Below are 25195 nucleotides of genomic sequence, written 5' to 3'. Positions count from 1 at the left end.
GGAGGCAAGGGGAGGGCGGCAGGCGGGATCAGGAGCGATCCCGCCTTTGGGCTTCGATTGGGTCGGGGTGGCCGGGGTTATTTCTTGCCGGCGACGATCCGGTCGAGGATCAGGGCACAGAACAGGATGGCGAGCCCGGCAAGGATGCCCTGACCGGCGGCGGCGTATTGCAACGCTTCCAGCACATCCTCGCCCAGCCCCTTGGCACCGATCAGCGAGGCCACCACCACCATCGCCAGCGACAGCAGAATGGTCTGATTGACGCCGGCCATGATGGTCTTGCGCGCCAGCGGCAGGTCGACACGCCAGAGCAAATAGCGGGGGGTCGCGCCAAAGGCCAATGCCGCCTCGCGCACCGTCTTGGGCACCTGTTGCAGACCCAGCACCGTGAACCGGATCACCGGCGGGCTGCCAAAGATCATCGTGGCGACCACGCCCGCAGGCTTGCCCGAGCCGATGAAGGCCACCACCGGGATCAGGTAGACAAACGAGGGCATCGACTGCATGAAATCCAGCACCGGGCGCACCACCGCAAAGACCGCGGGGCGGCGGGCACAGAAAATGCCGAGCGGAATGCCCAGGGTGATCGAGATCAGCGCCGCCGCACCGAGCAGGGCGATCGTGGTCATCGCCTTTTCCCAGAAGTCGAGCAGCCCGAGATAGGCCAGCGCCGCGGCGGTAAAGATCGCCACACGGGCGCCGCCCGACAGATAGGCCAGCATCACGAAGACCAGCGCCACCACCGGCCAGGGGGTGCCCACCAGCACCACCTCGATGGCGTCGAGCAGGCTGCGCATACCGACGGTCAGCCCGTCAAAGAAGCCGCGCCCATGGGTCTTGAGCCAGTCGAAGCCGGCCTGCACCCAGTCGCCGGTGCCAAGCCGCCAGTCGCGGTCGGTGGGAAAGGCGTTGAGCACCGGAAAGGCGTCGGGGCGGGCGAATTTCGCGGTCGAGATCACCACCACGGCCAGGGTGATCAGCCCGGCCAGCAGCATGCGCAGCTGCGACCAGCCGCTGGCCACCCGCCGGTCCGAGCGCCAGCGGGCGAACTGCCCTTCCAGCGTCCAGTTGGCAAGCGCGGCGGCGGCAAACTTGAAGGTCAGCAGAAGCCCGAGCCCCACGGCGAGATAGACAAGCCCGCTGGCATCGGCACTGTCCGCCGCGAGCCGCGCCCCCGTGAGCGCCTCTTCCAGCGAGGTCGCGGCGCGCTTCAACGCTTCGAGCGAGGCCGCGCCGGAGGTTTCCGCCGCCTCGATCTGCTGGCGGCGCAGGTCGAGCGTCTGGGCGATCTGATCGGCCCGCAGCCGGGCATCGCGGCCGAGATCGCCAAAGAGGCCAAGGCCGATCTGGATATAGGCCAGGGTTTCGAGGACCAGGAAGCCCAGGAACCACGACCACAGCCCCCGCGCCCCGAACCAGACCGGCCCGAGCAGCCCGGCGGCGGGGTTTAGGGTAAAGGCGTAGCCGGGAGCCTGCATCATATGCGCGAAGACCCGGCGGTAATAGCCTTGCGACTGCCCGGCGAAATCCCCGACCAGCGCCTGCATGCGCGCGCTGGCGTCGGGTTTGATCTGCATCGGATCGACATGTTGCATGTTTCGTCTCCTCACGCCTGGCTGTTCTGGATGGCGCGCAGCAGGCGCGCGCGGTTGATCACGCCGACGGTATTGCCGGCGTCGGCGACGGTGACGATGCCATGGCCATCCACCGCAAGGTTCATAAGATCGCTCAGGTCCATCTCGGGATGGGCAACCTTGGCGTCGCCGGGCACGCTGCCGTAGGCGGATTCAAACTCCCCCACCGGCTGCATCACCGAATGGGCGAAGATCATGTTGAGCTTGGAGATGCCGGCCACGAAATCCGCCACATAGCCGTCGGCCGGGTTGAGGATGATCTCTTCCGGGGTGCCGATCTGAACGATGCGGCCATCCTTCATGATGGCGATGCGGTGCCCGATGCGGATCGCCTCGTCCAGATCATGCGTGATGAACATCGTGGTCTTGCCCAGCTTGCGGCTGAGCTGCATGAACTGGTCCTGCAACTGCTTGCGGATCAGCGGATCGAGCGCCGAGAACGGCTCGTCCATCAGCAGGATCTCGGGGTCCGAGGCGATGGCCCGGGCCAGACCGACCCGTTGCTGCATCCCGCCCGAGAGCTCATGCGCATATTTGTCTTCCCAGCCGCCAAGCTCGACGAGATCGAGCACCCGGTCGGCCTCTTCCCAACGCCGCGCCTTGCCGGTGCCGCGGATTTCCAGCGGCATGGCAACATTGTCGCGCACCGTGCGGTGCGGCATCAGGCCGAAGTTCTGAAACACCATGGCAACGCGACGGTTGCGCAGATCGCGCAGGCCGGCATCGTCCAGACCCATGACGTCTTCGCCGTTGATGTGGATATGTCCGGCGGTGGGCTCCAGAAGACGGTTGACGTGGCGCACCAGTGTTGACTTGCCGGACCCGGACAGGCCCATGACGCAGAACAATTCGCCGCGCTTGACCTGAAAGCTGGCATCGGCCACGCCGACGACGCAGTTGAAGCGCTCCAGCACCTGCGCCTTGGTCAGCCCCTCGTCATGGATCGCCCGAAGGGCCTCATCGGCACGTTTGCCGAAAATCTTCCAGACGCCGTTTGCGTCTATCGCTATCTCGCCGGACATGGCTTCTCCTGTCACGAATGTGGGTCGAGGGGCCTGTGGCCCCGCGAGGCCACAGGCCGGCAGACGGGGATCAGTTCAGGCCGAGCCAGCCATCGACGACCTTGCCGTTCGCCGCAAGCCAGTCCGACACCGCGGCGTCGATGTCGCGACCCTGTACCACGACCTCATAGGTCAGCTTGGACAGCTCCTCGGACTCCATGTCGATCTTGCTCAGGAAGGCGGCCGCGGCGGGGTTGCGCTCTTCCAGCGAACGCGAGTAGCCCACTGTCACGGTCTTGATCATGTCGCCGGTGGTGATCGACGACTTGTTGAACCAGTCGGCATCCTCGCCCGGTTGCACCATGGTATAGGACGCCTCGTCATAGGCCGGTTCCTCGATCATGGTCACGTCATAGAGCGCGTGCACGTAGTGCGGCGAATAGCAATAGAAGACCACGCCCTGCTTCCGGTCGATGGCGTCCTTCAGCCGGGCATAGAACACCGCCTCGTCCTCGGTCGAGGGGTCGAGAAAGGTCTCGATGCCATAGTCGCGCACCTTGACCTTGTGCACATTGGTCGAGGCCCAACCGGAGCCGCCGACCCAGATCTCGCCCTTGCCGTCGCCGTCGGTGTCAAAGAGCTCCTGCGCCATCGGGGTGGCCAGATCGAAGATCGAGCGGATGTTGTGCTCTTCGGCCATGTAGGTGGGCGTGCAGAACCCGGTGCGGCCCTCGTAGCTGCCCGACGACAGGGCGACGGTGCCTTTCTGTTCGACGTATTCCTTGCGGAAGGATTCGTGGTTCGGCAGCCAGACATCGGGATGCACGTCGATATCGCCGCGGCCGCCGTCCATGGCGGCAAAGATCACCGCGTTGGCGCCCGGGGCATAGCCGGCCTCACCGCCAAGCCGGGTCTCGATCACCTGGCCGATGACGCGGCTCATCACCTTGGCACCGGGCCAGCTGGGTTCGCCGACCATGACCTTTTCCTGCGCCAGCGCGCCGGTGCCGAGGGTCAGGGCCGCAAGGGCGGTCAATGTGGAAAGTGCTTTCATCGTGGGTCCTCTCAGGTTGGGTTTATGCGCTCTCAGGCGCGCGCCCGCTTGCGTTGCGGGTCTAGGAAGGGAATGTCGGAAACCGTAGCGCCAAGGCGTTTCATCCGGCCGTCAAGCTGGCCGATGTCCAGCCGGGCGCCGTTTTCGGCATGTTCCACGCCCAGCCGCGCCATGGCGATGGCATGGCCCAGCGTGGGCGAGCGGGTGGCCGAGGTGACGACGCCCACCTGGCGTTCGCCGTCGAGCACCGGGCTACCGTGATGCGGCACGTCCGGCCCGTCCAGCAGCAGCCCCTTGAGCACCCGGCGCGGGTCTTGCGCATTGCGCTCCAGTGCCGCCTTGCCGGTGAATTCGGGTTTGGTCAGATCGACGGCAAAGCCCAGCCCGGCCTCGAAGGCATCGACGCCCGGCGCAAACTCGGCATCTGCGGCCGCCAGCCCGGCCTCGATGCGGATGGTGCCCAGAGCCTCGGAACCCATCGGCGTGATCCCGAACTCCTCGCCCGCCGCCATCACCGCGTCCCAGATCGCCACCGCGTCGGATTTGGCACAGAAGATCTCGTACCCCAGCTCGCCGGTATAGCCAGAGCGCGACAACATGAAGGGCGCGCCTTCGCGGTCGTTGAGCCGGGCCACGGTTACGCCGAACCATTTGAGATGGTCCATTGCCGGCACATGCGGCTGGGTAAAGACGATCTTGCGCAGCAGATCGCGCGATTTCGGCCCCTGAATCGCCAGGTTCGGCATGGCGCCGCCCATGTGATGGATGCGGACCTGCAACCCCAGTTCCTGCGCCAGCGTTTCCAGCACCCGGCCGCTTTCCTCCGATCCGCAGCACCAGCGGAACAGGTCATGGCCCAGCCGGAACAGGGTGCCGTCATCGATCACCGTTCCGGCCGCATCGCACATCAGCGTGTATTGCCCGCGCCACACCGCCAGCTTGGCGACATTGCGGGTGGTCGCGCGCTGCAACAGCGTTTCGGCATCCGGGCCGACGATGTCGTATTTGCGCAGCCCGCTCATGTCCTGCACGGTCACCGCCTCGCGGCAGGCCCAGTATTCACCGGTTGCGCCCGCCGCCGGAAAGCTGACCGGCGCCCAGAGATCGCGCGCGGGGGCGAAATTGTGGGTCAGCGGTTCCAGCCGTTCGTGGAAGGCGGAGGTCTGCGAGATGGTCATCGGGGCGTCTTCCTTTTCGCGATACGCTACGGCGCGGCGCAGGGGGGTGTCAGGGCGATAGATGCGCACATGCACATCGGTGGGATTCCAGCCGTTGATCGGATCGACGTCGTCGGGGCAGGCGGTGGAGACGGCGACCAGATCCTCCAGCGCGCGCATGGCGACGTAATCGCCGGGCCGGGAATGCGATTCCTCGGTCATGATGTTGTGGCTGTGCAGGTCGATCCAGGTGTTCCAGAAGAAGTTGATCGCCGGCCAGGCCGCGCGCGGGGCCACGCCATAAGGCGCCAGCGCCCGCGAGATATTGTCGGAGCAATTGACATGGCCGGGAAAGCCGCGCTCTTCATAACCGCGCGCGGTGCAGGCCAGGCCAAAGGTGTCATGCCGGCCGCAGGTGTCCTGCACCACGTTCAAGAGCGGCCGCATGTTGCGGTCAAAGAACTTGTCGAGCAGCCCGGGGCCGGGATAGGCACGCCGCACCATCGACCGGGTGGCGGTGCCGTCGATCATCAGCTCTTCGCCGCGGTCGAGACCGTCGCTGCGAAAGGCGGTGAAGTCCGAGCATTGCTGGCCCTCGATGTCGATGATCTGGACGAATTCGCCCTGTTTCACCTCATAGGCCATCGCCGTGCCGCGCGGCACGGTGAATTCGTCGCGGGTGTCGCCGAGCAGCGGCGGCAGCAGCGGTGACTGGCCCGCTGCGCGCTTGAGGCTGACGGTGACGCTGCCGCCGGCCGAGCCGTCAACCAGCGCCTCGGGTTGAAGCGGGCGGAGAATCCAGACCGTCACCGCCGCGTTCGCCTTGAGCAGCAGCGGTTCGGCCAGCGGCGCGGGGCAGGCGGCCGGGATCGGCGCCGTGGCATCGCCGCCCTGGGCGACAATCCAGCCGGTCAGCACCCCGGTGTCGCTGGCGACAAGGGCAAGCGGGCCGTCCGGTTTCAGGCCGAGCGTGTCCAGCGCCGGGCGGCCGGCGGCATCGAAGGCAACGATCTGCGCGCCACCTGCGGGAGCCTCGATCGACAAGAGGTCGCCGGCGCGAAGATCCTGGCGCAGCGCCTCACGTGGGGCGAGACGGCGCAGGTGCGTCTGCAATGGCGCGGGGAACCCCGGGAAGGATCTGGCCTGGCTGCGAAAGCCCATGTTGTCGAAATCACGAAGGACTGCGTATTGGGTCATATTCTGGCCGATTCTCGTTTTGTAACTGGTTACAGAGTGAATGAAACTAGTTACATCCGTCAAGTGGGTGTATAACGAAGTTGAAAATTGGCAGCGGACCGCGGAGTGTTGCTGCTCGGGCAGGCAGAGGGGGTCAAAATGAAGGCACAGCGCAAACGCGCCAATCTGCGCGACGTCGCGGCGGCGGCGCAAGTTTCAGTGGCAACCGTGTCGCGGGTGATGAACGCGCCGGAAACCGTGGCCGAGAAAACCCGCGCTCGGGTCGAGCAGGCGATGCAGGAGCTGCGCTGGCTGCCGAGTGCCGCGGCGCGGGCGATCAATTCGGGCCGCACCCGCTTTGTCGGCGCGCTGGTGCCGACACTGGAACACGACATTTTCGCCCGCGTGCTGGCCGGGCTCGAACGCCAGTTGGCCAGCCACCGCTTGTCGCTGGTGGTTGCGACCACCGACGACGATCCCCGGATCGAGGCCGAAAAGGCGCAAGGCCTGATCGATATCGGCGCCGAGGGGCTGATGGTCTCGGGTATGACCCACACGCCGGAGTTCTTCGGGCTGATCGAGCGCGGGCAATTGCCGGCAATCGCGATCTCCTGTTTCGATCCCGACTACCGGCTGCCAACCATCGGTTATGACAACACCGCCGCCGCGCGGGCGGCGCTGGACCACCTGGCCGATCAGGGCCATCGCCGGATCGCGGTGGTACATGGCCCGAGCAATCTGAACGACCGCACCCGGGCGCGGATCGAAGCCCTGGCCGGCCACCGCCCCGAAGTCGATCTGGTCTATCATGAGGTGCCGCTGTCGATCGCCGGCGGCTGCGCGGCAGGGCAGGCGGTGCGGACGGCGGCGGCGCGCACCAGCGCCGTGCTCTGCCTGTCAGACGTGCTGGCCTCGGGCGTCCTGTTCGAATTGCAGCGCGCGGGCATCGCCGTGCCCGGGCAGATCTCGCTCATCGGGGTGGACGATCTGCCCGGCTCGGAGCATCTCTATCCCGAGCTGACCACCGTTCACCTGCCGGTGTCGCGCATGGGCCTGGCCGCCGCCGATGCGCTGGCCGGATGGGTCGAGACCCAGACCGTGCCGCAGCCCCGGCTGCTCGAGATCGAATTGATGGTCCGCGCCTCGACCGGGCCGCCCGGACGACTGAACGGCCAGCCAGCCGCCTAGCGGGCCGTCCTCAGACCACCCGGCAGGGCAGCTCCTTGCCGGCAAAGAAGGCGTCGAGATTGTCGGCCGCCACATGCCCCATGGCGGTGCGCACCTCTTGGGTGGCCGATCCGATATGCGGCAGCAGGGTGACGGTCTCCATCTCGCGCAACGCCTTGGGCACCTCGGGTTCCTCGGCAAAGACATCGAGCCCGGCACCGGCGATGCGCCCCCGGGCCAGCGCTTCGATCAGGGCATCCTGATCGACACTGTCGCCCCGGGCGGTGTTGATCAGATAGGCCGAGCGCTTCATGCAGGCGATATGCGCGGCCGTCACCAGCGGCGCCGCCCCGCCCCCCGGCACATGCACAGACACCACGTCGGCCGCCGCCATGACCGCCTCGATGCTCTCCAGCCGCCGCGCCTCGAAGCCGAGTTCGCCGACCGGCGAACGGTTGTAATAGACGATCTCCATGCCGAACCCGGCTGCCGCCCGGCGCGCGGTGGCCCGGCCGATGCGGCCCATGCCGATGATGCCCAGCACCTTGCCCTGAATGCTTGTGCCCAGCCCGTCGACAATCGAGAACCCGCCCCAGCGGCCCGCGCGCAGCATCTTTTCGGCGGCAAAGGCGCGGCGGGTGGCCGACAGGATCAGCAACATGGCGGTGTCGGCGGTGGCATCGGTCAGCACGTCCGGCGTGTTCGAGACGGCAATGCCCGCATCCCTGGCGGCCTCGATGTCGATATTGGAAAAGCCGACACCGACATTGGCGATCATCCGCACCCGGCGCCCCTCGACCTGCAACATCCCGGCCGCGATCCGATCGCTGACCGTCGGCACCAGGGCGTCATGGTCGCGCATCGCCGCGGCCAGCGCCGCTGCCGGCATCGGCCGGTCGCTCGGGTTGAAGGTTGCGTCATAGTCGGCCGCCAGCCGCGCTTCGACCGGATCGGTCAGCTTTCTCGTCACCAGAATTCTGGGTTTCGCCATCGTGGCCCTCGTGGTCTTGCTGTCCCGGAGATTGCCCGGACCTCCGCCCGATTGTCGATGGCAAATCCCCGGTGGCAAATCCCCGGTGCGGCGCGCTCAGGCGCGGCGCCGCACCGCCAGCCGGCCCGAAGCCAGCCAGGACCGCCACGGCAGCACGGTGGCAGCCAGCAACAGGACTGCCACCCCAAGCAGCAGGGCACTGCCCGGCCGGGTCAGGAACACGCTCGGATCGCCACGCGACAAGAGCATGGCGCGGCGGAAAAATTCCTCCATCATCGGGCCCAGCACGAAGCCGATCAACATCGGGGCCGGCTCGAAGCGGAACAGCCGCAGCACATAGCCGATCAACCCGAAGAGCAGCGTCATCCAGACATCGGTGAGCGAATTCGAGATGCTGAAGACGCCGACACAGATCAGCACGATCACCGTCGGATAGAGGTAGTGATGCGGCACCCGCAGGATTCGCACCCAGAGGCCGATCAGCGGGATGTTGAGGATCAGCAGAAAGATGTTGCCGAAGACAAAGCTCACCACCAGCCCCCAGAAGAGCTCGGGGTGTTCCGAGATCAGCCGCGGCCCCGGCGTGATGCCATGGATCATCAGCGCGCCGAGCATCAGCGCCATGGTGGTGGAGCCGGGAATGCCCAGGGTCAGCGTCGGGATAAAGGCGGTCTGGGCGGCGGCGTTGTTAGCGGATTCCGGCACCACCACGCCCTCGATCGCGCCGGTGCCGAAGCTGGCGCCGCGCTTGTTGACGCGTTTTTCCAGCGCATAGCCCACAAAGCTTGCCACCGTCTGGCCGGTGCCGGGCAGCGTTCCGAAGAAACTGCCGACGGCCGAGCCGCGCAGTGCCGGCATCAGGCTGCGCAGCCATTCCCGCGCGGTGGGCAGCATCGAACCGGTGAGCCCGGCGCCGGCATAGCTCTTGGTGGCGCCGCGCAAGGAAACCATGACCTCGGAAATGCCAAAGAGGCCCATGGCCACGACGACCAGCGACACCCCGTCACGCAGCTCCTGGAAACCGCCGGTAAAGCGGGTCTCGCCCGAGTTCACATCGACGCCGACGGTGCCCAGCAGGATGCCGAGGCAGACCATCATCAAGCCCCTGACCGCACCGGTGGAATTGACGATCGAGGCTGCCACCAGCCCCAGCACCATGACCGAGAAATACTCGGCCGGCTGAAACAACAGGGCAAACTCGGCCAGTTTCGGCGAGAGCAGCACCATCACAACCACGCCGAAGAGCGCGCCGAACATCGAGGCCATGGCGGTGGCAAAGAGCGCCACCCCGGCGCGGCCCTGCTGCGCCATCGGGTAGCCATCGAGACAGGTGACCGAGGCCGAGGGCGTGCCGGGGATGTTGAGCAGGATCGAAGCGATCGATCCGCCGTATTCGGCGCCGTAATAGACCCCGGCCAGCATCACCAGCGCGGTTTCCGGCGGCAGATAGAAGGACACCGGCAACAGCATGGCGACGGCGGCCAGCGGACCGACGCCGGGCAGCACCCCGATGAAGGTGCCGAGGAAGACCCCGACAAAGCAATACATCAGGTTCTGAGCCGTCGCCGCCGTGGCGAGGCCGAGCGAAAGATTGGCGAGCAGGTCCATGTCAGAGTCCCCTGATGGCGATGAAAGGAATGCCGAGCCCCAGAACGAAGATCAGCCAGACGGCCAGCGCGACACCCAGCGCCAAGAGGATGCGGTAGCGCCAGCGAAAGCCGGGAATGACCGCGCCGGTGGCCAGCACCGCCATGGCGGTGGCGGGCAGTACCCCGGCCAGCGGCGTGAAGAAGGCAAAGGCCGCGACGCCGCCGACCACCCCCAGCACCGCCATCGGGTCGGGCCGGCCGGGGGCGAGGGGCTGTCGCAGGTTCTGCACCAGCCCGATCAGCGCCAGAAGGCAGAGCAGGCCGCCCACCAGCAGCGGAAAGGCTCCGGGGCCCATCCGCCGGAATGACCCCAGATCGAGCGCGGTCAGGGCGCCGAGGACAAAGAACAGCCCCGCTGCCAGCATCAGGACCGGGCCGATCTGGGGAATCAGCCGTCGCATGCGACGCGCTCCGGCGTGAATTCCGGCCCTTCGTAGCTGTCGGGGATGGCAATGCGGCCGGCGCGCAGGTCCGCTGCCGCCTGTGCCACGGCCTCCCGCGCGGGCTCCGGCACATCGGCGCCGAGGCGGAGCGAGACGACATCGCCTTCCCCCAGCCCGAATTCGACGATCCCGGGCGGCACCTGGCCCGCCACCATATCGGAAATCGCCCGTTCGACGCCAAGGTCGATGCGCGCCAGCGCCGAGGCGAGGAAGACCTCGGGATCGGTCTCCACCCAGTCGAGCGCATTGCCGATCTGGCGCGCGCCGCCGGCGCGGCAGGCCTCGATCGCGCCGCGCCGGGCGCCGTTGAGCATGGTAAAGAGCACATCGACGCCGGCGGCGATCTCGGCCTCGGCCCAGGCGCGGGTGACGGAATTGTCATCCTGGGTGCCACAGAACCCGGTGAGCACCTTCACTTCGGGTCGGGCGTGGGCGACCCCGGCAAGAAAGGCCGCGCGCCCCTTCAGCCCCGGGCGAACCCGGTGGCCCGAGAGATGGCCGACAATGCCGCTTCGGGTGACATGGGCCGCCAGCACACCGGCGAGAAAGGCGGAATCCTCCTGCCGCACGTCATAGCTGGCGAGGTTAGTCCCCGTCTTCTGCCCCTGGACAATGGCAAAGCGGGTGTCGGGATGGGCCGCTGCGGCCTCCGGTGTGGCAATATTGCCTTGGCCGCCGATAAAGACCAGCCCGTCGACCTTGGGCACGACCTCGGCCATCCGGGCGCGAATGGCGTCCTGCTCATAGCGCACGCCCGAGATCACCGAGATCTCGGCAACCCCTTGCGCGGCGGCGCGTTCAGCGCCTTGCAGGGCGCTGGCGTTAAAGCCCGCGTCCTGCACCTCGCCCACGAAGAAAACGGCGATTTTCATCTTGGCACTCATTGGGTTGCCGCCTGCACCAGGGGCGTCCATTGGGCCAGCTGCGCCTCGACATAATCGGAGAATTCGGCGCTGGACTTGGGGGCGCGGATCAGGCCCCAGCTGTCGAATTGCGCCATGACCTCGGGATCGGCCATCGCCTCCGAAAGCGCCGCGTCCAGCTTGTCCTTGACCGCGTCGGGCACGCCGGCCGGCGCGCTGACCCCCAGCCAGTTCTCGGCCAGGATGTCAAAACCGGCTTCGCGGAAAGTCGGCACATCGGGCAGGGTTGCGATCCGTTCGGGCGCCGAGACCGCAAGCGGGATGGCGGTGCCCTCCTCGACCGCCGGCAGGTTCTGCGGCACCGCGTCAAAGATCGTCGGCACCACCCCGCCCATGAAATCGAGCCGCATCGGCCCCGAGCCCTTGTAGGGGATGTGGAACAGCTCGACTCCGGTTTCGTCCTGGAACTGTTCGGCGATGATATGCCCCCAGGAGCCGACGCCGGAGCTGCCGTATTCGAACTTGCCCGGCTCGGCCCGGGCCATCTCGAGGAAACCCGTCAGATCCTCGGCGCCCAGCGAGGGCGTGGCAAAGAGGCCGAGGTGCACGGTGCCGACATAGGTGATGTGGTCGAAATCGGCGATCGGATCATAGGGCGTGTCGGGAAAGCGGATCGGCGCCACGTTGAACGGCGTCAGGTTCGACAGCATCAGCGTATGGCCATCGGGCGCAGCCTGTTGCAGCGCCGAGGCCGCTACGGTGCCGGCGGCGCCGGGCTTGTTCTCGACGACGAACTGCTGGCCAAGACTGGCCGAAAGCTTTTCTGACAGGAGCCGTGCCACCAGATCCGACGAGCCGCCCGGCGGGAAGGAGACGAGGATGCGGACCGGGCGCTCCGGCCAGGGGGTTTCGGCGCTGGCGGGCAGAGCCAGTGCAGTGAGAGCGAGGGCTGCCGAGGCAAGAAGAGTGCGGCGGTACATGGGGTTTCCCTTCCGTGGATTGATGAAACCATGGTTCCACAACTCTTGAAATTCACAAAGAAAAGAAATCGCAGTTTCACGAATTTGAACCATCGGAACCCGAATTTCGCGCAAATTCCGGGCGTTGCGGCGGGTGTCTGGCGGGTTGTTGGGCGGAAACCGGGTGAAAATCGTCACATTCACGGTGCGAATCAGCGGCAGAGACCGGGCTGCGCGGCAAAGCTTGTCACGCCCGGGCGGCTGGCGCAAAGTGGCACCATGGAACCACAGTTTCACGATGACCCGCCTGCGAGCTTTCTGCCCCGGATTCGGACGGCGCTTCCCGATCTGCACCGGGCCGAGCGGCGGCTGGGCAATTTCCTGCTCGATTTCCCCGGCGATCTCGCCTCCTACGACGCGCAGGAGCTGGCCCGGCTCAGCGGCGTTTCCAAGGCCACGGTCTCGCGCTTCGTGCGGCGGATCGGCTTCGAGAACTATGAGGCCGCCCGCCGCGCTGCCCGCGAGGAACGTCAGACGGGCTCGCGGCATTTCCTGGCCCATGCCGAGGACTCGCCGACCGAAGACCCGCTGTCACAAAGTCTCCAGCAGGAAATGAACAATGTCGCCTGGACTTTCGAGCGCCTCGCGCCCGCCGATCTCGACGCGCTGGCCGAGGCCACGCTGTCGGCGCGCCGGGTCTGGCTGATCGGCTATCGCATCAGCCGGGTCTTCGCGGATTATCTTTACTGGCAGCTGCTCAAGGTGATCCCCTCGGCCAGCGTGCTGCCCCAGGCCGGCGAGAGCCTTGGCGAATACACCGCCGAAATGTCCCCCGACGACCTGGTCATTCTGACCGCCCTGCGCCGCCGCGCCGCCAATACAGAGCCCTTGCTCGCCGAACTGGCCCGGATCGGCGTCACCACCGTGGTGATCAGCGATGACGGCATGGCGCCCGACGCCCGCGCGGCCTGGCATTTCCGCTGCCGGATCGAGACCTCCAGCCCGCAGTTCAACCATGCCTCGGTGTTCTCGCTCTGCCACCAGATCGTGACCCGCACCACCCTCAAGGCCGGCAGCGACGGGCGCCGGCGGCTCCGCGAGATCGACGAGGCCAACGAACGGCTGGGCGAGGTGCGGTAGCCTGCCCTAGTGAGAGATCATCCAGGGCCGGGCCGAGGGAAAGCTCTTGGCGCCGTCGGGCCGGTGCAGGGTGCGCGAGGGCTTCTTCCTGCCCGAACAGCAGCCGCAACCCGGCCCGTGGCTGCGGGTCGATTTCGGCGCATGCGCGGCGCGTTCGTTGGTGGCGAAAGCAGTGCGGCGGCTGGCATCCATATTGGCCAGGATCGGCGCGCGCAATAGCGCGCGGGGCGCCGAGGCACCGCAGTCGGGGCAGTCGCAGGGCTGGTCGAAATTGGCCATGCCGGTCTGTTCGGTGAACGGGCCGCAAGTGTCGCAGAGGTAGTCGTAATAGGGCATGAAAGCCTCCTGAAACGGATGGGGCGGGCGCATCGGCCCGCCCGCGAGAGATCAGAGATCGGGGGCCAGCGGGATGTCGACCGTGCCATCGAAATGCTTCACCGGGCCATCGCTGCCGGGCATGATGTCGAAGTCGAAGATCTCGTTCGGCAGCCAGAGCGTGGCGCAGGCGTTCGGGATGTCGACCACCCCCGAGATATGCCCCTGCACCGGCGCGGTGCCGAGGATCGCATAGGCCTGCGCCCCGGTGTAGCCGAATTTCTTGAGGTACTCGATGGCGTTGAGGCAGGCCTGCCGATAGGCGACATGCACGTCGAGGTAATGCTGGCCGCCATGCTCATCCACCGAGATACCCTCGAAGATCAGGTAGTCGTCATATTTCGGCGTAATCGGCGAGGGTTTGAAGATCGGGTTGCGGATGCCGTATTTCTCAATCCCTCCCTTGATCAGCTCGACCTGGATATGCAGCCAGCCGGCCATCTCGATGGCGCCGCAAAAGGTGATCTCGCCGTCGCCCTGGCTGAAGTGCAGGTCGCCCATCGAAAGGCCGGCGCCGTCGACATAGACCGGGAAATAGCAGGTCGAGCCGCGCGACAGATCCTTGATGTCGCAATTGCCGCCATGCTCGCGCGGCGGCACGGTGCGGGCGCCTTCGGCGGCGGCCTTGTCGCGCGCCTCGCCCTGCATCTGGCCCATATGCGCGCTTTGCGTCGTCGGCAGCGCGGCCAGTTGCGGTACCCGGTCGGGCTCGGTGTCAAACAGCGCCTTTTCGCGGCTGTTCCACATGTCGAGCATCTTGCGATCCGGCAGACAGCCGATCAGCCCGGGGTGGATGAGACCGGCGTATTTCACCCCCGGCACGTGGCGCGACGAGGTGAACATGCCGTGGAAATCCCAGATCGACTTCTGCGCCTCGGGGAAATGTTCGGTCAGGAAGCCGCCGCCGTTCTGCTTGGAGAAGAAGCCGTTGAAGCCCCAGTTCATCTCTTCCTTGGCGCCGATGTCGAGGATGTGGACCTTGAGCAGATCGCCCGGCTCGGCGCCTTTGACGCCGATGGGGCCGGAGAGATAGTGGACCTGCTCCAGTTCGACATCGCGGACGTCGGCGGCTTCGTCGTCATTGGCAATCTGCCCGCCGGTCCAGTCATAGGTCTCGATCTTGAAATCGTCGCCCGGCTCGACCCAGACGGCGATCGGAATGTCGGGGTGCCAGCGGTTGTGGACCTTGTCGTTGGTATGCGGGCTTTCCGAAAGATCGACGGAAATCAGTGTGTCTGCCATGGTATAACTCCCTGTATTGGCTCAAACGGAAAGAAATTTCGAGACCTTGGCCTCATCGACACCGGCGCGCGGGCTGTCGTGGACGAACTGGCCGTTCTCGATCACCACCACCCGGTCGGCGACATCGAGCGCAAAGCTCAGCACCTGTTCCGAGACGACGATCGACAGGCCCTTTTCGTCGCGGATGCGGCGCAGGGTGCGGGCCATCTCGCGGATGATGGAGGGTTGGATCCCTTCGGTCGGCTCATCGAGCAGCAGCACCTTGGGTTTCGAGGCCAGCGCGCGGGCGATGGCCAGCTGCTGCTGTTGCCCACCCGAGAGGTTGCCGCCGCGGCGGTTCTTCATCTCGAGCAGCACCGGGAAGAGTTCGTAGATATCTTCGGGCACGCTGCGTTCGTCGGTCACGGTCAGCCCGGTCTCGACGTTTTCCTGCACCGTCATCGACGAAAAGATCATCCGCCCCTGCGGCACATAGGCGATGCCGCTGGCCACCCGCTGGTGCGGCTTTTGAGCGGTGACATCGGTGCCGTCGATGCTGACCGAACCGTGCCGCGGCGGCACCAGACCCATCAGCGATTTCATCAGCGTCGTCTTGCCCATGCCGTTGCGGCCCATGATCGCCACGATCTCGCCGGGGGCGACATCGAGGTCGAGGCCATGGAGCACTTCACTTTCGCCGTAAGACGACCGGAGTTCTTTTATGTTCAGCATATTGGCCTCTCAGTGACCCAGGTAGACTTCGACGACGCGAGGGTCGTTCTGGACGTGTTCCATCGAGCCTTCTGACAACACCTTGCCCTGGTGCAGCACGGTGACGCGGGTGGCGATATCGGCGACAAAGCCCATGTCATGCTCGATCACGATGACCGAACGGTCGGCGATGATCCGGTTGAGCAGCTCGGCGGTCTTCTTGCGTTCGGCCACCGACATGCCGGCCACCGGTTCGTCGAGCATCAGCAGTTCCGGGTCCTGGATCAGCAGCATGCCGATCTCGAGCCATTGCTTCTGACCGTGGCTGAGAAAGGCCGCCTTCTGGCTCAGGTGGTCGCTGAGAAAGATCATCTCGGCGATCTCCTCGATCCGCGCCTTGACCGCATCGTCGCGCTTGAAGAACAGCGCACCAAAGACGCCGTGACCCTTGGGAAAGCTCAGCTCGAGATTGGCAAAGACTGACAGATCCTCGTAGACCGAAGGGGTCTGGAACTTGCGCCCGACGCCGGCATGCACGATCTGGTCCTCGCGCATCTTCAGCAGGTCGGCGCCCTTGAAGGCGACATTGCCCGAGGTCGCCCTGGTGCGGCCGCAGATCAGGTCGAGCACGGTGGTCTTGCCGGCGCCATTGGGGCCGATGATGACGCGGCATTCGTTGGGTTCGACGTAGAAGGACAGGTCGTTGACCGCCTTGAACCCGTCGAAAGACACGGTCAGCCCTTCGACCATCAGCACGTATTTCGGGTTGGTCATGTCAAGCATCAGGGATCACTCCGCCGGGGTGGCATTGGGCAGCGGCTTGTCGCCGCGCCGGGTGAGTTTCAGGAGACGCGGCTCGATCTTCTCGGCCCAGACACCGGCGAGACCGTTGGGAAAGGCCATGACCACGGCGATGAACAGCGCGCCGAGACCCAGCAGCCAGAGCTCGGGGAAGCTTTCGGAGAAGGAGGTTTTGGCCCAGTTCACCAGCAGCGTGCCCCAGACCGCCCCGAGGATTGACAGCCGGCCGCCGACGGCGGCAAAGATCACCATCTCGATCGAGGGCACGATGCCGACGAAGGAGGGCGACATGAAGCCAACTTGAAGGGTGAACATCGCCCCGCCGATGGCGGCAAAGGCCGCGCCAAGGCAGAAGACAAAGATCTTGAAGTTGGCCACGTCATAGCCGGAAAAGCGCACCCGGTCCTCCTGGTCGCGCATGGCGATCAGCAAGCGCCCGAGCTTGGACCGGCGAACGAATTGCGCGGCAAGGAGCACCGCAAAGAGCAGCACGCCGTTGACGAAATAGAGCGTGGTCTTGGCCGCGTCGGTGCGGATGTCCCAGCCGTGCAGGGTGCGCAGGTCGGTGATGCCGTTGACGCCGCCGGTAAAGCCCTGCTGGCCGATGATCAGGATGGTCAGGATCGCCGCGATGGCCTGGGTGATGATGGCGAAGTAGACCCCGCCCACCCGGCGGCGGAACATCGCCACGCCGATGATGTAGGAAAAAACGACCGGCACCGCGATCACCGCAATGAGGGTAAAGGCGAAGGAGTTGAACGGCTCCCACCACCAGGGCAGGGCGGACAGCTGGTTCCAGTCCATGAAGTCGGGGATGCCCGGGGTCGACTGGATGGCAGTGTTCTCCGGGCTCGAGGCTTCGAGCTTGAGAAACATCGCCATGCAATAGCCGCCGAGGCCGAAGAAGACCCCCTGGCCCAGCGACAGGATGCCGCCGACGCCCCAGCAGAGCACGAGGCCCACCGCGACAAAGGCATAGGTCAGGTACTTGCCGAAGAGATTGAGCCGGAACGGCTCGAGCAGCAGGGGGAAGACCACGAAAATCATCGCGGCGAGCAGGGCAAAGCCGATCATGTCGCGGGGCGAGAGGAAGGCGTGGCTGTGGGATTTCATCTGTCTGACCTCCGGGTCACTTGCGCAGCTTGAGGGCAAAGAGCCCCTGCGGACGCAGCATCAGGATGCCGACCACGGTCAGCAGGGTGAGGACCTTGGCCATCGAGCCGGAGAGGAAGAACTCCATGATCGATTGCGCCTGGCTGATCGAGAAGGCCGAGGCGATGGTGCCCAGAAGGCTGCCGGCGCCGCCGAAGACCACCACAAGGAAGGTATCGACGATGTATTGCTGGCCGGCCGTCGGCCCGGTCGAGCCGATCATGGTGAAGGCGCTGCCCGCCACACCCGCGACGCCGCAGCCGATGCCGAAGGTCATCCGGTCGGTCAGGGCGGTATTGATGCCCACCGCATCGGCCATCTGCCGGTTGTTGTTGATCGCGCGCACCTGCTGGCCCCAGCGCGAGCGGTACATCATGACGTAGACCCCGGCCGAGATGCCCACCGCGAGGACCATGACAAAGATGCCGTTGATCGGCACTTCGATCAGATCGGTCAGCGGCAGCGAGCCCATCATCCAGTCGGGAATGGTGACGCCCACTTCGCGCGCGCCGAAGATCGACCGATAGAGCTGTTGCAGGATCAGGCTCAGCCCCCAGGTGGCCAGCAGCGTATCGAGCGGGCGCTTGTAGAGATGCCGGATCAGCGCCCATTCGACGAACATCCCCAACGCCCCGGCGGCGAGGAAGGCGAGGATCATGGCGACGAAGAAATATCCCGAGAACAGTGCCGGCATCAGGTCGCCGAAGAGGTTGGACACCAGATAGGTGACATAGGCCCCGAGGATCATGAATTCGCCATGGGCCATGTTGATCACGCCCATCTGGCCAAAGATGATCGCGAGGCCGAGGGCCATCAGGACGAAGACCGAAAAGAGGATGAGACCGGCAAAGCCCTGCATGGCGAAGATCGCGCCGAGCTCGCTGGCCGTGTATTCGGAGAACATGGCTCACCTTTGCGTATGTGACTGAGGGAAGGGCGCGCAGGGCGGCCCCGCGCGCACTGGCCCTGCGCCATCAGGCGCGGGGAAAGGGCAGGGGAGCTGGCACCCCCCTGCGACGTCGGGGCTTACTGATAACCCTCGGGGAAGGGATCGGGCTCGACCAGCTCGGCGGTCTCGTAGACCACTTCGTACTGGCCGTCCGGCTTGGCCAGACCGACGCGGGTCTTGGACCAGAGGTGATGGTTCTCGTGCACCTTGACGTAGCCTTCGGGCGCGGTGGGCAGTTCGATCCCCGGCGAGGCTTCGCGCACCTTGTCGATGTCGAAGGAGCCGGCCTTTTCCACCGCGGCCTTCCACAGCCAGGGGCCGAGATAGGCGGCCTGGGTCACGTCGCCGATCACCATGTCCTCGCCCCACATCGACTTGAAGGCGGCGACGAACTCGGCGTTGTTGTCGTTGTCCAGCGACTGGAAGTACTTCATGCAGGCATAGGCACCGTCGATGTTCTCGCCGCCGATGCCGCGGATCTCGTCCTCGGTGACCGAGATGGTCAGCAGGATCGGGTCTTCCTTGGTCATGTCGATGCCGGCGGCCTTGAGCTGCTTGTAGAAGGCGACGTTCGAACCGCCGACGACGATGGCATAGATCACGTCGGGTTTCTTGAGACGGATCTTGTTGATCACCGAGTTGAACTGAGTGTGGCCGAGCGGATAATATTCCTCGCCGACGACCTTGCAGCCCTCCATGTAATTCTCGATGTGCTTGCGGGCGATCTTGTTCGAGGTGCGCGGCCAGATGTAATCCGAACCCAGCAGATAGAAGCTCTTGGCGCCCTTGACCTTGTTGACCCAATCGAGGCCGGCGATGATCTGCTGGGTCGCCTCCTGGCCGGTGTAGATCACGTTCGGGCTCTGCTCGAGACCTTCGTAGAAGGTCGGATAGTAGAGCATGCCGTTGTATTGTTCGAAGACCGGCAGAACCGCCTTGCGGCTGGCCGAGGTCCAGCACCCCATGACCGAGGCGACCTTGTCCTGCACCAGCAGTTTCTTGGCCTTTTCGGCGAATGTAGGCCAGTCCGAGGCGCCGTCTTCCTGGACGTATTCGATCTTGCGGCCGAGGATGCCGCCCTGGGCGTTGATCTGCTCGATCGCCAGCTTCTCGGCCTGGACCGAGCCGGTTTCCGAGATCGCCATGGTGCCGGTGACCGAATGCAGGATGCCGATGGTCACGGTGTCATCGGTGACGGCCAGCCCGGTGGTGTTGACCGCGGCGGTGGGGAAATCGGCGGCGCGCAGCCCCTTGGGCGCAAAAAGCGATGCGGTCAACGCCGCGCCCCCGGCCAGCACGGCGCGCCGGCTGAGCCCGTTTGTGCCTTTTGAATTGGCGGAATTGGTCATGGATGCCTCCTTGTTGATCAGTTCATCGCAGTGATGGGCAATGGTGCTGACCCGAGGCTGACAGCAAATGCTGCGATGCAGTATACGTCGATTGACGTATATGAGTGCGCGTTTTTCCCGATCATGATCGGAGGAGGCCCCGCCGGGGCGAAATTGGCCGCCCGGCAGGGGCGGCCCAGGACAGGGGCACCATGGTCGTCGCATTCCGTGCCACCGGCGGACGCCGGAGCTACAACCGTTGGGTTGCCAACGAAACGATGGAGGATTTCGCCCTGCGCTTCACCGCGCGGCGGGCGCGGCGCTGGAGTTTCGGGCGGGTGGCCAATACCGCGCTGGGCTCGATCTCCTTTCTGGCGCTCGAGGCGATTGGCGGCGCGATCACCCTGACCTACGGCTTTGACGCCGCGATCCTCGCCATCATGCTGGCCGGGCTGATCCTGTTCTTGACCGGGCTGCCGATCAGCTATTACGCCGCGCGCTACGGCGTCGATATCGATCTTCTGACCCGCGGCGCGGGGTTCGGCTATATCGGCTCGACGATCACCTCGCTGATCTATGCCAGTTTCACCTTCATCTTCTTCGCGCTCGAGGCGGCGATCCTAGCCTTCGCGCTGGAGTTCTGTTTCGGGGTGCCGGTGGCGTTGGGCTATCTGCTGTCGGGGCTGGTGGTGATCCCTCTGGTGGTCAACGGGTTCTCCAAGATCTCGGCGTTTCAGGCCTGGACCCAGCCGTTGTGGATCGTCCTGCATATCCTGCCCTTCGCGCTGCTGGCGCTCTCGGGGGCGGAGCTGACCAGCTGGACCAGCTACACCGGCGCGCGCGGCGCCGAGGGGCCGACGATGATGATGGTCGGCGCGGCCATGGGCGTGGTGCTGTCGCTCATTGCGCAGATCGGCGAACAGGTCGATATCCTGCGGTTCCTGCCCGAGCCGCGCAGCCCGCGCGAGCGGCGGCGCTGGTGGGCGGCGATGCTGGCCGCCGGGCCGGGCTGGACGGTGTTGGGGGTTGCCAAGATGCTTGCGGGCTCCTTCCTGGTGACGCTCGCAGTAAGCGCGGCGGTGCCACTGCGCCAGGCCACCGATCCGACGCGAATGTATTATGCCGCCTACGACGCGGTGATGCCCTCGGCATTGCTGGCGCTTGTGCTGACCGGCGCCTTCGTGATCCTGTCGCAGCTCAAGATCAACGTGACCAACGCCTATGCCGGCTCGATCGCCTGGTCGAACTTCTTTTCCCGGCTGACCCATTCGCACCCGGGCCGCGTGGTCTGGCTGGTGTTTAACGTGGCCATCGCGCTGATGCTGATGGAACTGGGGGTGTTTCACGCCATCGAGTCGATCCTCGGGCTGTATTCCCATGTCGCGCTGGCCTGGATCGGGGCGCTGACCGCCGATCTGGTGATCAACAAGCCGCTGGGGCTGAGCCCGCGCGGCATCGAGTTCCGCCGCGCCCATCTCTTTGACATCAACCCGGTGGGGACCGGCGCCATGGGGGCGGCGGTGGCACTGTCACTGATGGCCTATGCCGGGCTGTTCGGTGCGCTGGCCGAAAGTTTCTCGGCGCTGGTGGCGCTCTCGGTGGCGATGGTCATGGCGCCGCTGATTGCCTGGAAGACCGGCGGGCGCTACTACATCGCGCGGCCGGGGCCGAAACCCGCGCCACGCCCCGAGTTGCACGCCGGCCAGACCACCGAATGCTGCGTCTGCGAGTTTCGCTTCGACGCCGAGGACATGACCGATTGCCCGTTTTATTCCGGGCCGATCTGTTCGCTCTGCTGCACGCTCGATGCCTCCTGCCGCGATGCCTGCAAGCCGCAGGCGCGCTTTGGCCATGTCTTCACCGCCAGCATGAAGCGCCGCCTGCCCGAGCGGCTCTATCAGGCGCTGGCGACGCGGGTGGCGCTGTTTGCGGTGGCGACCTTCGTTCCGGCCGCGGTCTTTGCGGCCCTGCTCTTGGTGATCCGCGCCAGCGCCGATGGCGGCACGCTCGACGCGGTTCTGGCCATCATCTTCTGCTCGGTTCTGGTGGCGATCGGGGTGATCGTCTGGACCTTCATCCTCACCGCCGAAAGCCACCACAAGGCGCGCGACGAAGCCGATATTCAGACCCAGCGCCTGCTGCGCGAGGTGCGGGCGCATGAACGCACCGACGCGGCGCTTCAGGCGGCCAAGGAAAAGGCCGAGGCCGCCAACCTCGCCAAGACCCGCTACATGGCCGGCATCAGCCACGAGCTGCGCACGCCGTTGAACGCGATCTACGGCTATGCCCAGGTGCTCGAACGCGACGCCAGCCTGCCGCGCAACCACCGCACGGCCGTACAGGCGATCCGGCGCGGGTCCGAGCATCTGGCCGGGTTGATCGAAAATCTGCTGGATATCTCCAAGATCGAGGCCGGGCGGCTGGAGATCCATCGCGACCGCATCAACCTGCCGGCGCTGCTGGGCCAGATTTCGGCGATCTTCGAGCGGCAGGCGCGCGAGAAGGGCCTCGATTTCGGCATCACCACCGAAGGCAAGCTGCCCGATTGGGTCGATTTCGACGAAAAGCGGCTGCGCCAGATCCTGATCAACCTGCTGTCGAACGCCATCAGCTATACGCCCCAGGGCTCGGTCAGCCTGTCCCTGTCCTATCGCAACGAGATCGCGCGTTTCGAGATCGCCGACACCGGCATCGGCATCGAACCGGCCCAGGTCGACCGGATCTGGAAACCCTTCGAGCGGCTGGCGCAGAAGTCCGCTGGCGGCTCGGGTCTGGGGCTGACGATCACCCGGCTGCTGGTCGAGGTGCTCGGCGGCGAGATCACCGTCGACAGCGAGCCCGGCAAGGGCACGACCTTCACTGTGCGGCTGATGCTGCCCTCGGTGCAGGGCGCGGCGGCGCAGGGTCCCGGCTGGGGTCGGTCCGAAGGCCTGGCCGCGATCGGCTACAACGGCGCGCGCAAGACGATCATGGCGGTGGATGACGACGCCGACCACCTGCGGCTGCTGGAAACCGTGCTGCGGCCGATGGGGTTTCTTCTGCAACCGTTTTCCGATGCCGAAACCGCGCTGAGCTTTGTCGACGAGCTTACGCCGGATCTCTTTCTGCTGGATATCGACATGCCCGAAATGACCGGATGGGAACTGGCCGAAGCACTGCGCGCCCGGCCGAAATACCGCGCCACGCCGATCGTCATGGTCACCGGCCATGCGCTTGAGGCCCGCCAGCCGGTGGACCGCGACGGGCTCTACGACGCTTTCGTGGTGAAACCCTATTCGCTCAACGATCTGGTGTCGCGGCTGGCGCGGCTGCTCAAGGTCGATCTGACCTTCGACACCCCGCAGGCCGCTGCGCCCGCGGCCGGTGCCCTGCCGCTGGAGGCGGTGCGGCGGTTGATCGATCTGGCCGATATCGGTCATGCCGCCGGCGTGGTGCGCGAGCTTGACGCGCTGGACCGGGGCGGCGCGTTGGACGGCGCTCTGCGCCGGCGGCTGGACGGGCACCTGGCCGATTTCGACCTCTCCGCCGTGGCGCGAGTGCTGAAGGACATGCAAGGATGACCGATGAAACCGAGGGCGGGCGCTATATCGTGCTGGTGATTGACGATGCCCCCGAGACGCTGGGGCTGGTCAGCGATGCGCTCGAGGGCAATGGCATGACCGTGCTGGTGGCGCGCTCCGGCGAAGAGGGGCTGCGGCTTACCCGGCGGGTGCAGCCCGACGTGATCCTGCTCGATGCGATGATGCCCGGCATGGACGGGTTCGAGACCTGCCGCCGGCTCAAGACCCCGCCGAACTCCGAAAGCGCGCCGGTGATCTTCATGACCGGGCTGACCGAGGGCGAGCACATCCTCGCCGGGCTGCGCGCCGGAGGCGTCGATTATGTCACCAAGCCGGTGGTCGTCGACGAGCTGATCGCCCGGATCACCCGCCATGTGATGAACGCCCGCGCGATCCAGATGGCCCGCGCGGCGCTGGATTACACCGGCCAGAACGTGATCGGCGTGTTGCCGGACGGCCGGCTGTCTTGGGGCACCCGCGGCGCGCTGGCCAGGATCGGCGCCGATTTCGCCGAGGGCCGGGCCAGCGACCGCCTGCGAGGCTGGCTGGACGAGGTGGCGCGGATGCCGGTGTCGCAAGCGCGGCCGCTGGTGCTGGGCGCCCTGACGCTGACCCTGATCGGGCTGGCCGAGGGCGAGCTGATGATCCGCCTGCGCGCTGCCGGCGGCCAGGCCGAGAACCAGCGGCTGGCCGAGGGCTTCGGCCTGACCGCCCGCGAGGCCGAAGTGCTGCTCTGGCTGTCCCACGGCAAGACCAACCGCGACATCGCCGATATCCTCTCGGTCAGCGCCCGGACGGTCAACAAGCACCTCGAACAGGTGTTTCACAAGATGGGCGTCGACAACCGCACCTCGGCCGCGGTGATGGCCGACCGGGTCTTGCAGGCGGACTGAGGTATCAATTTACCATAATCCGGATTCTGCGTGGCGCGACGATTGCTGGGGCACATTCTAAACTCCGTTGCGACAAATCCCCTATCCTGCTGAAAAGCAAGGAGAACGGACAGTGGCCCATACAGAGCTGAATTTACGCGAACGACGTGCGATCGAGGATATGCTGTACACGAAAGTGCCGGTCAGCAGGATTGCGGCGGAAATCGGCAGGCACCGCTCGACGATCTATCGCGAGAGCAAGCGCAACTCCTTCAGCGACGAGGAACTACCGTATCTGGACGGCTACTACGGGATCAATGCTCAGCGTTATGCCGCCGCCCGGCGCACCCGTCGTCGCAAGCTGATCCGGCTGCCCGAGCTGCGCGAAGCGGTGATCGACCGCCTCAAGGAAGGTTGGTCTCCCGAGCAGATCGCCGGCCGCCTCGGGTTCGAAGGCCAACCCATCCGCATCAGCCACGAGACGATATACGCCCATGTCTACAGCCGCGAAGGTCAGTCCGCCGCGCTGGCGCGGTATCTGCCCAGCCGCCGCAAGAAACGCAAACCGCGCTATGCCAGACGCCCGCGCGGCCTTGTTTTCCCGCCGGATCGGTCGATCCATGGACGGCCGGAGTATGTGAAGACCCGTGAGACATTTGGTGAATGGGAAGGCGATCTGATGATCTTCGAGAAGGCCCAGGGCAAGATGAACGTGGCTTCGCTGGTGGAACGCAAGACCCGTTTCGCCATGCTGTTCCGCAACAACGACCGCAGCTCGACGCAGTTCATGAACCGTCTGATGGACGTGATGGTCTCCCTGCCCCAACCGGCCCGCCGCTCGATCACCTTTGACCGCGGTCTCGAATTTCGCGAATGGCGCAAGTTGCAGCCCGGGATCGGCACCGTGGCGTGGTTCTGTGACCCGCAGGCGCCGTGGCAAAAGGGCTCGGTCGAGAACCTGAACAAGCGCGCGCGCCGTTACCTGCCTAGGG

21 protein-coding genes are annotated in these 25195 nt (G+C 65.7%); 5 read left to right on the top strand and 16 right to left on the bottom strand.

Features of this window, described 5'->3' with window-relative positions:
- Positions 1 to 77: 77 nt before the first annotated feature.
- The 4 genes from BMW90_RS19175 to BMW90_RS19160 all read right to left on the bottom strand — a co-directional run bounded on the left by BMW90_RS19175 (position 78) and on the right by BMW90_RS19160 (position 6043).
- A complete protein-coding gene (locus BMW90_RS19175) occupies positions 78 to 1595 on the bottom strand; it encodes an ABC transporter permease (protein ID WP_074838115.1) in 1518 nt (505 codons plus the stop codon).
- A gap of 11 nt (positions 1596 to 1606) precedes the next feature.
- Positions 1607 to 2656, bottom strand: a complete 1050-nt coding sequence (locus BMW90_RS19170; RefSeq protein ID WP_048534742.1) for a quaternary amine ABC transporter ATP-binding protein — start codon at positions 2654 to 2656, stop codon at positions 1607 to 1609.
- A 70-nt stretch (positions 2657 to 2726) separates the two neighbouring features.
- Complete coding sequence (locus BMW90_RS19165; RefSeq protein WP_074838111.1) at positions 2727 to 3689, bottom strand: ABC transporter substrate-binding protein; 963 nt, start codon at positions 3687 to 3689, stop codon at positions 2727 to 2729.
- A 32-nt stretch (positions 3690 to 3721) separates the two neighbouring features.
- Positions 3722 to 6043, bottom strand: a complete 2322-nt coding sequence (locus BMW90_RS19160) for a DUF1989 domain-containing protein (RefSeq protein WP_074838108.1) — start codon at positions 6041 to 6043, stop codon at positions 3722 to 3724.
- 138 nt (positions 6044 to 6181) lie between these two features.
- On the opposite strand from BMW90_RS19160, the gene BMW90_RS19155 reads away from it, so the two are divergent.
- Positions 6182 to 7210, top strand: a complete 1029-nt coding sequence (locus tag BMW90_RS19155; RefSeq protein ID WP_074838251.1) for a substrate-binding domain-containing protein — start codon at positions 6182 to 6184, stop codon at positions 7208 to 7210.
- 10 nt (positions 7211 to 7220) lie between these two features.
- Here BMW90_RS19155 and BMW90_RS19150 read toward each other — a convergent pair whose 3' ends face one another.
- From BMW90_RS19150 to BMW90_RS19130, 5 genes are all read right to left on the bottom strand, one after another.
- On the bottom strand, positions 7221 to 8180 hold the full coding sequence (locus BMW90_RS19150; RefSeq protein WP_074838105.1) for a 2-hydroxyacid dehydrogenase: 960 nt from the start codon (positions 8178 to 8180) through the stop codon (positions 7221 to 7223).
- Between the two features lie 96 nt (positions 8181 to 8276).
- The gene (locus tag BMW90_RS19145; RefSeq protein ID WP_074838103.1) at positions 8277 to 9788 is read right to left on the bottom strand and encodes a tripartite tricarboxylate transporter permease; all 1512 of its coding nucleotides are present in this window, start codon (positions 9786 to 9788) and stop codon (positions 8277 to 8279) included.
- A 1-nt stretch (position 9789) separates the two neighbouring features.
- A complete protein-coding gene (locus tag BMW90_RS19140; protein ID WP_048534749.1) occupies positions 9790 to 10230 on the bottom strand; it encodes a tripartite tricarboxylate transporter TctB family protein in 441 nt (146 codons plus the stop codon).
- Positions 10218 to 11144 carry a BMP family protein gene (locus BMW90_RS19135; protein ID WP_170850587.1) on the bottom strand — a complete coding sequence of 309 codons (927 nt, stop codon included), beginning with the start codon at positions 11142 to 11144 and terminating at the stop codon, positions 10218 to 10220. Before BMW90_RS19135 ends, BMW90_RS19140 begins: the two co-directional genes overlap by 13 nt.
- 8 nt (positions 11145 to 11152) lie before the next feature.
- Positions 11153 to 12115 carry a Bug family tripartite tricarboxylate transporter substrate binding protein gene (locus BMW90_RS19130; RefSeq protein WP_074838097.1) on the bottom strand — a complete coding sequence of 321 codons (963 nt, stop codon included), beginning with the start codon at positions 12113 to 12115 and terminating at the stop codon, positions 11153 to 11155.
- A gap of 258 nt (positions 12116 to 12373) precedes the next feature.
- Between BMW90_RS19130 and BMW90_RS19125 the strand changes: the two genes are divergently transcribed.
- The gene (locus BMW90_RS19125; protein ID WP_048534754.1) at positions 12374 to 13234 is read left to right on the top strand and encodes a MurR/RpiR family transcriptional regulator; all 861 of its coding nucleotides are present in this window, start codon (positions 12374 to 12376) and stop codon (positions 13232 to 13234) included.
- 6 nt (positions 13235 to 13240) lie between these two features.
- Here BMW90_RS19125 and BMW90_RS19120 read toward each other — a convergent pair whose 3' ends face one another.
- From BMW90_RS19120 to urtA, 7 genes are all read right to left on the bottom strand, one after another.
- On the bottom strand, positions 13241 to 13570 hold the full coding sequence (locus tag BMW90_RS19120) for an FmdB family zinc ribbon protein (protein ID WP_074838095.1): 330 nt from the start codon (positions 13568 to 13570) through the stop codon (positions 13241 to 13243).
- A 51-nt stretch (positions 13571 to 13621) separates the two neighbouring features.
- Entirely contained in the window at positions 13622 to 14851 is a 1230-nt protein-coding gene (gene fmdA, locus BMW90_RS19115; RefSeq protein ID WP_074838092.1) for a formamidase, read from the bottom strand.
- A 21-nt stretch (positions 14852 to 14872) separates the two neighbouring features.
- Positions 14873 to 15562: an urea ABC transporter ATP-binding subunit UrtE gene (urtE, locus tag BMW90_RS19110; protein ID WP_074838089.1), complete on the bottom strand. Its 690-nt coding sequence runs from the start codon at positions 15560 to 15562 to the stop codon at positions 14873 to 14875.
- A gap of 9 nt (positions 15563 to 15571) precedes the next feature.
- On the bottom strand, positions 15572 to 16324 hold the full coding sequence (gene urtD / locus BMW90_RS19105) for an urea ABC transporter ATP-binding protein UrtD (RefSeq protein WP_322788240.1): 753 nt from the start codon (positions 16322 to 16324) through the stop codon (positions 15572 to 15574).
- Between the two features lie 6 nt (positions 16325 to 16330).
- Entirely contained in the window at positions 16331 to 17455 is a 1125-nt protein-coding gene (gene urtC / locus BMW90_RS19100) for an urea ABC transporter permease subunit UrtC (RefSeq protein WP_074838087.1), read from the bottom strand.
- A 16-nt stretch (positions 17456 to 17471) separates the two neighbouring features.
- Positions 17472 to 18398, bottom strand: a complete 927-nt coding sequence (urtB, locus tag BMW90_RS19095; protein ID WP_074838084.1) for an urea ABC transporter permease subunit UrtB — start codon at positions 18396 to 18398, stop codon at positions 17472 to 17474.
- A 122-nt stretch (positions 18399 to 18520) separates the two neighbouring features.
- Entirely contained in the window at positions 18521 to 19792 is a 1272-nt protein-coding gene (gene urtA / locus BMW90_RS19090) for an urea ABC transporter substrate-binding protein (protein WP_074838082.1), read from the bottom strand.
- Positions 19793 to 19983: 191 nt separating this feature from the next.
- Here urtA and BMW90_RS19085 point away from each other — a divergent pair, with 191 nt between their 5' ends.
- From BMW90_RS19085 to BMW90_RS19075, 3 genes are all read left to right on the top strand, one after another.
- A complete protein-coding gene (locus BMW90_RS19085; RefSeq protein ID WP_074838080.1) occupies positions 19984 to 23331 on the top strand; it encodes a hybrid sensor histidine kinase/response regulator in 3348 nt (1115 codons plus the stop codon).
- Positions 23328 to 24224: a response regulator transcription factor gene (locus BMW90_RS19080; RefSeq protein ID WP_074838077.1), complete on the top strand. Its 897-nt coding sequence runs from the start codon at positions 23328 to 23330 to the stop codon at positions 24222 to 24224. Before BMW90_RS19085 ends, BMW90_RS19080 begins: the two co-directional genes overlap by 4 nt.
- A gap of 112 nt (positions 24225 to 24336) precedes the next feature.
- A partial coding sequence (locus tag BMW90_RS19075; RefSeq protein ID WP_074838244.1) for an IS30 family transposase occupies positions 24337 to 25195 on the top strand: 859 nt, incomplete at its 3' end.

This window comes from Marinovum algicola, from assembly GCF_900109145.1.
GTDB classification, from domain to species: domain Bacteria; phylum Pseudomonadota; class Alphaproteobacteria; order Rhodobacterales; family Rhodobacteraceae; genus Marinovum; species Marinovum algicola.
Note: the sequence above shows the minus strand (reverse complement) of the source record. Positions and strands in the feature narration are given on the sequence as shown.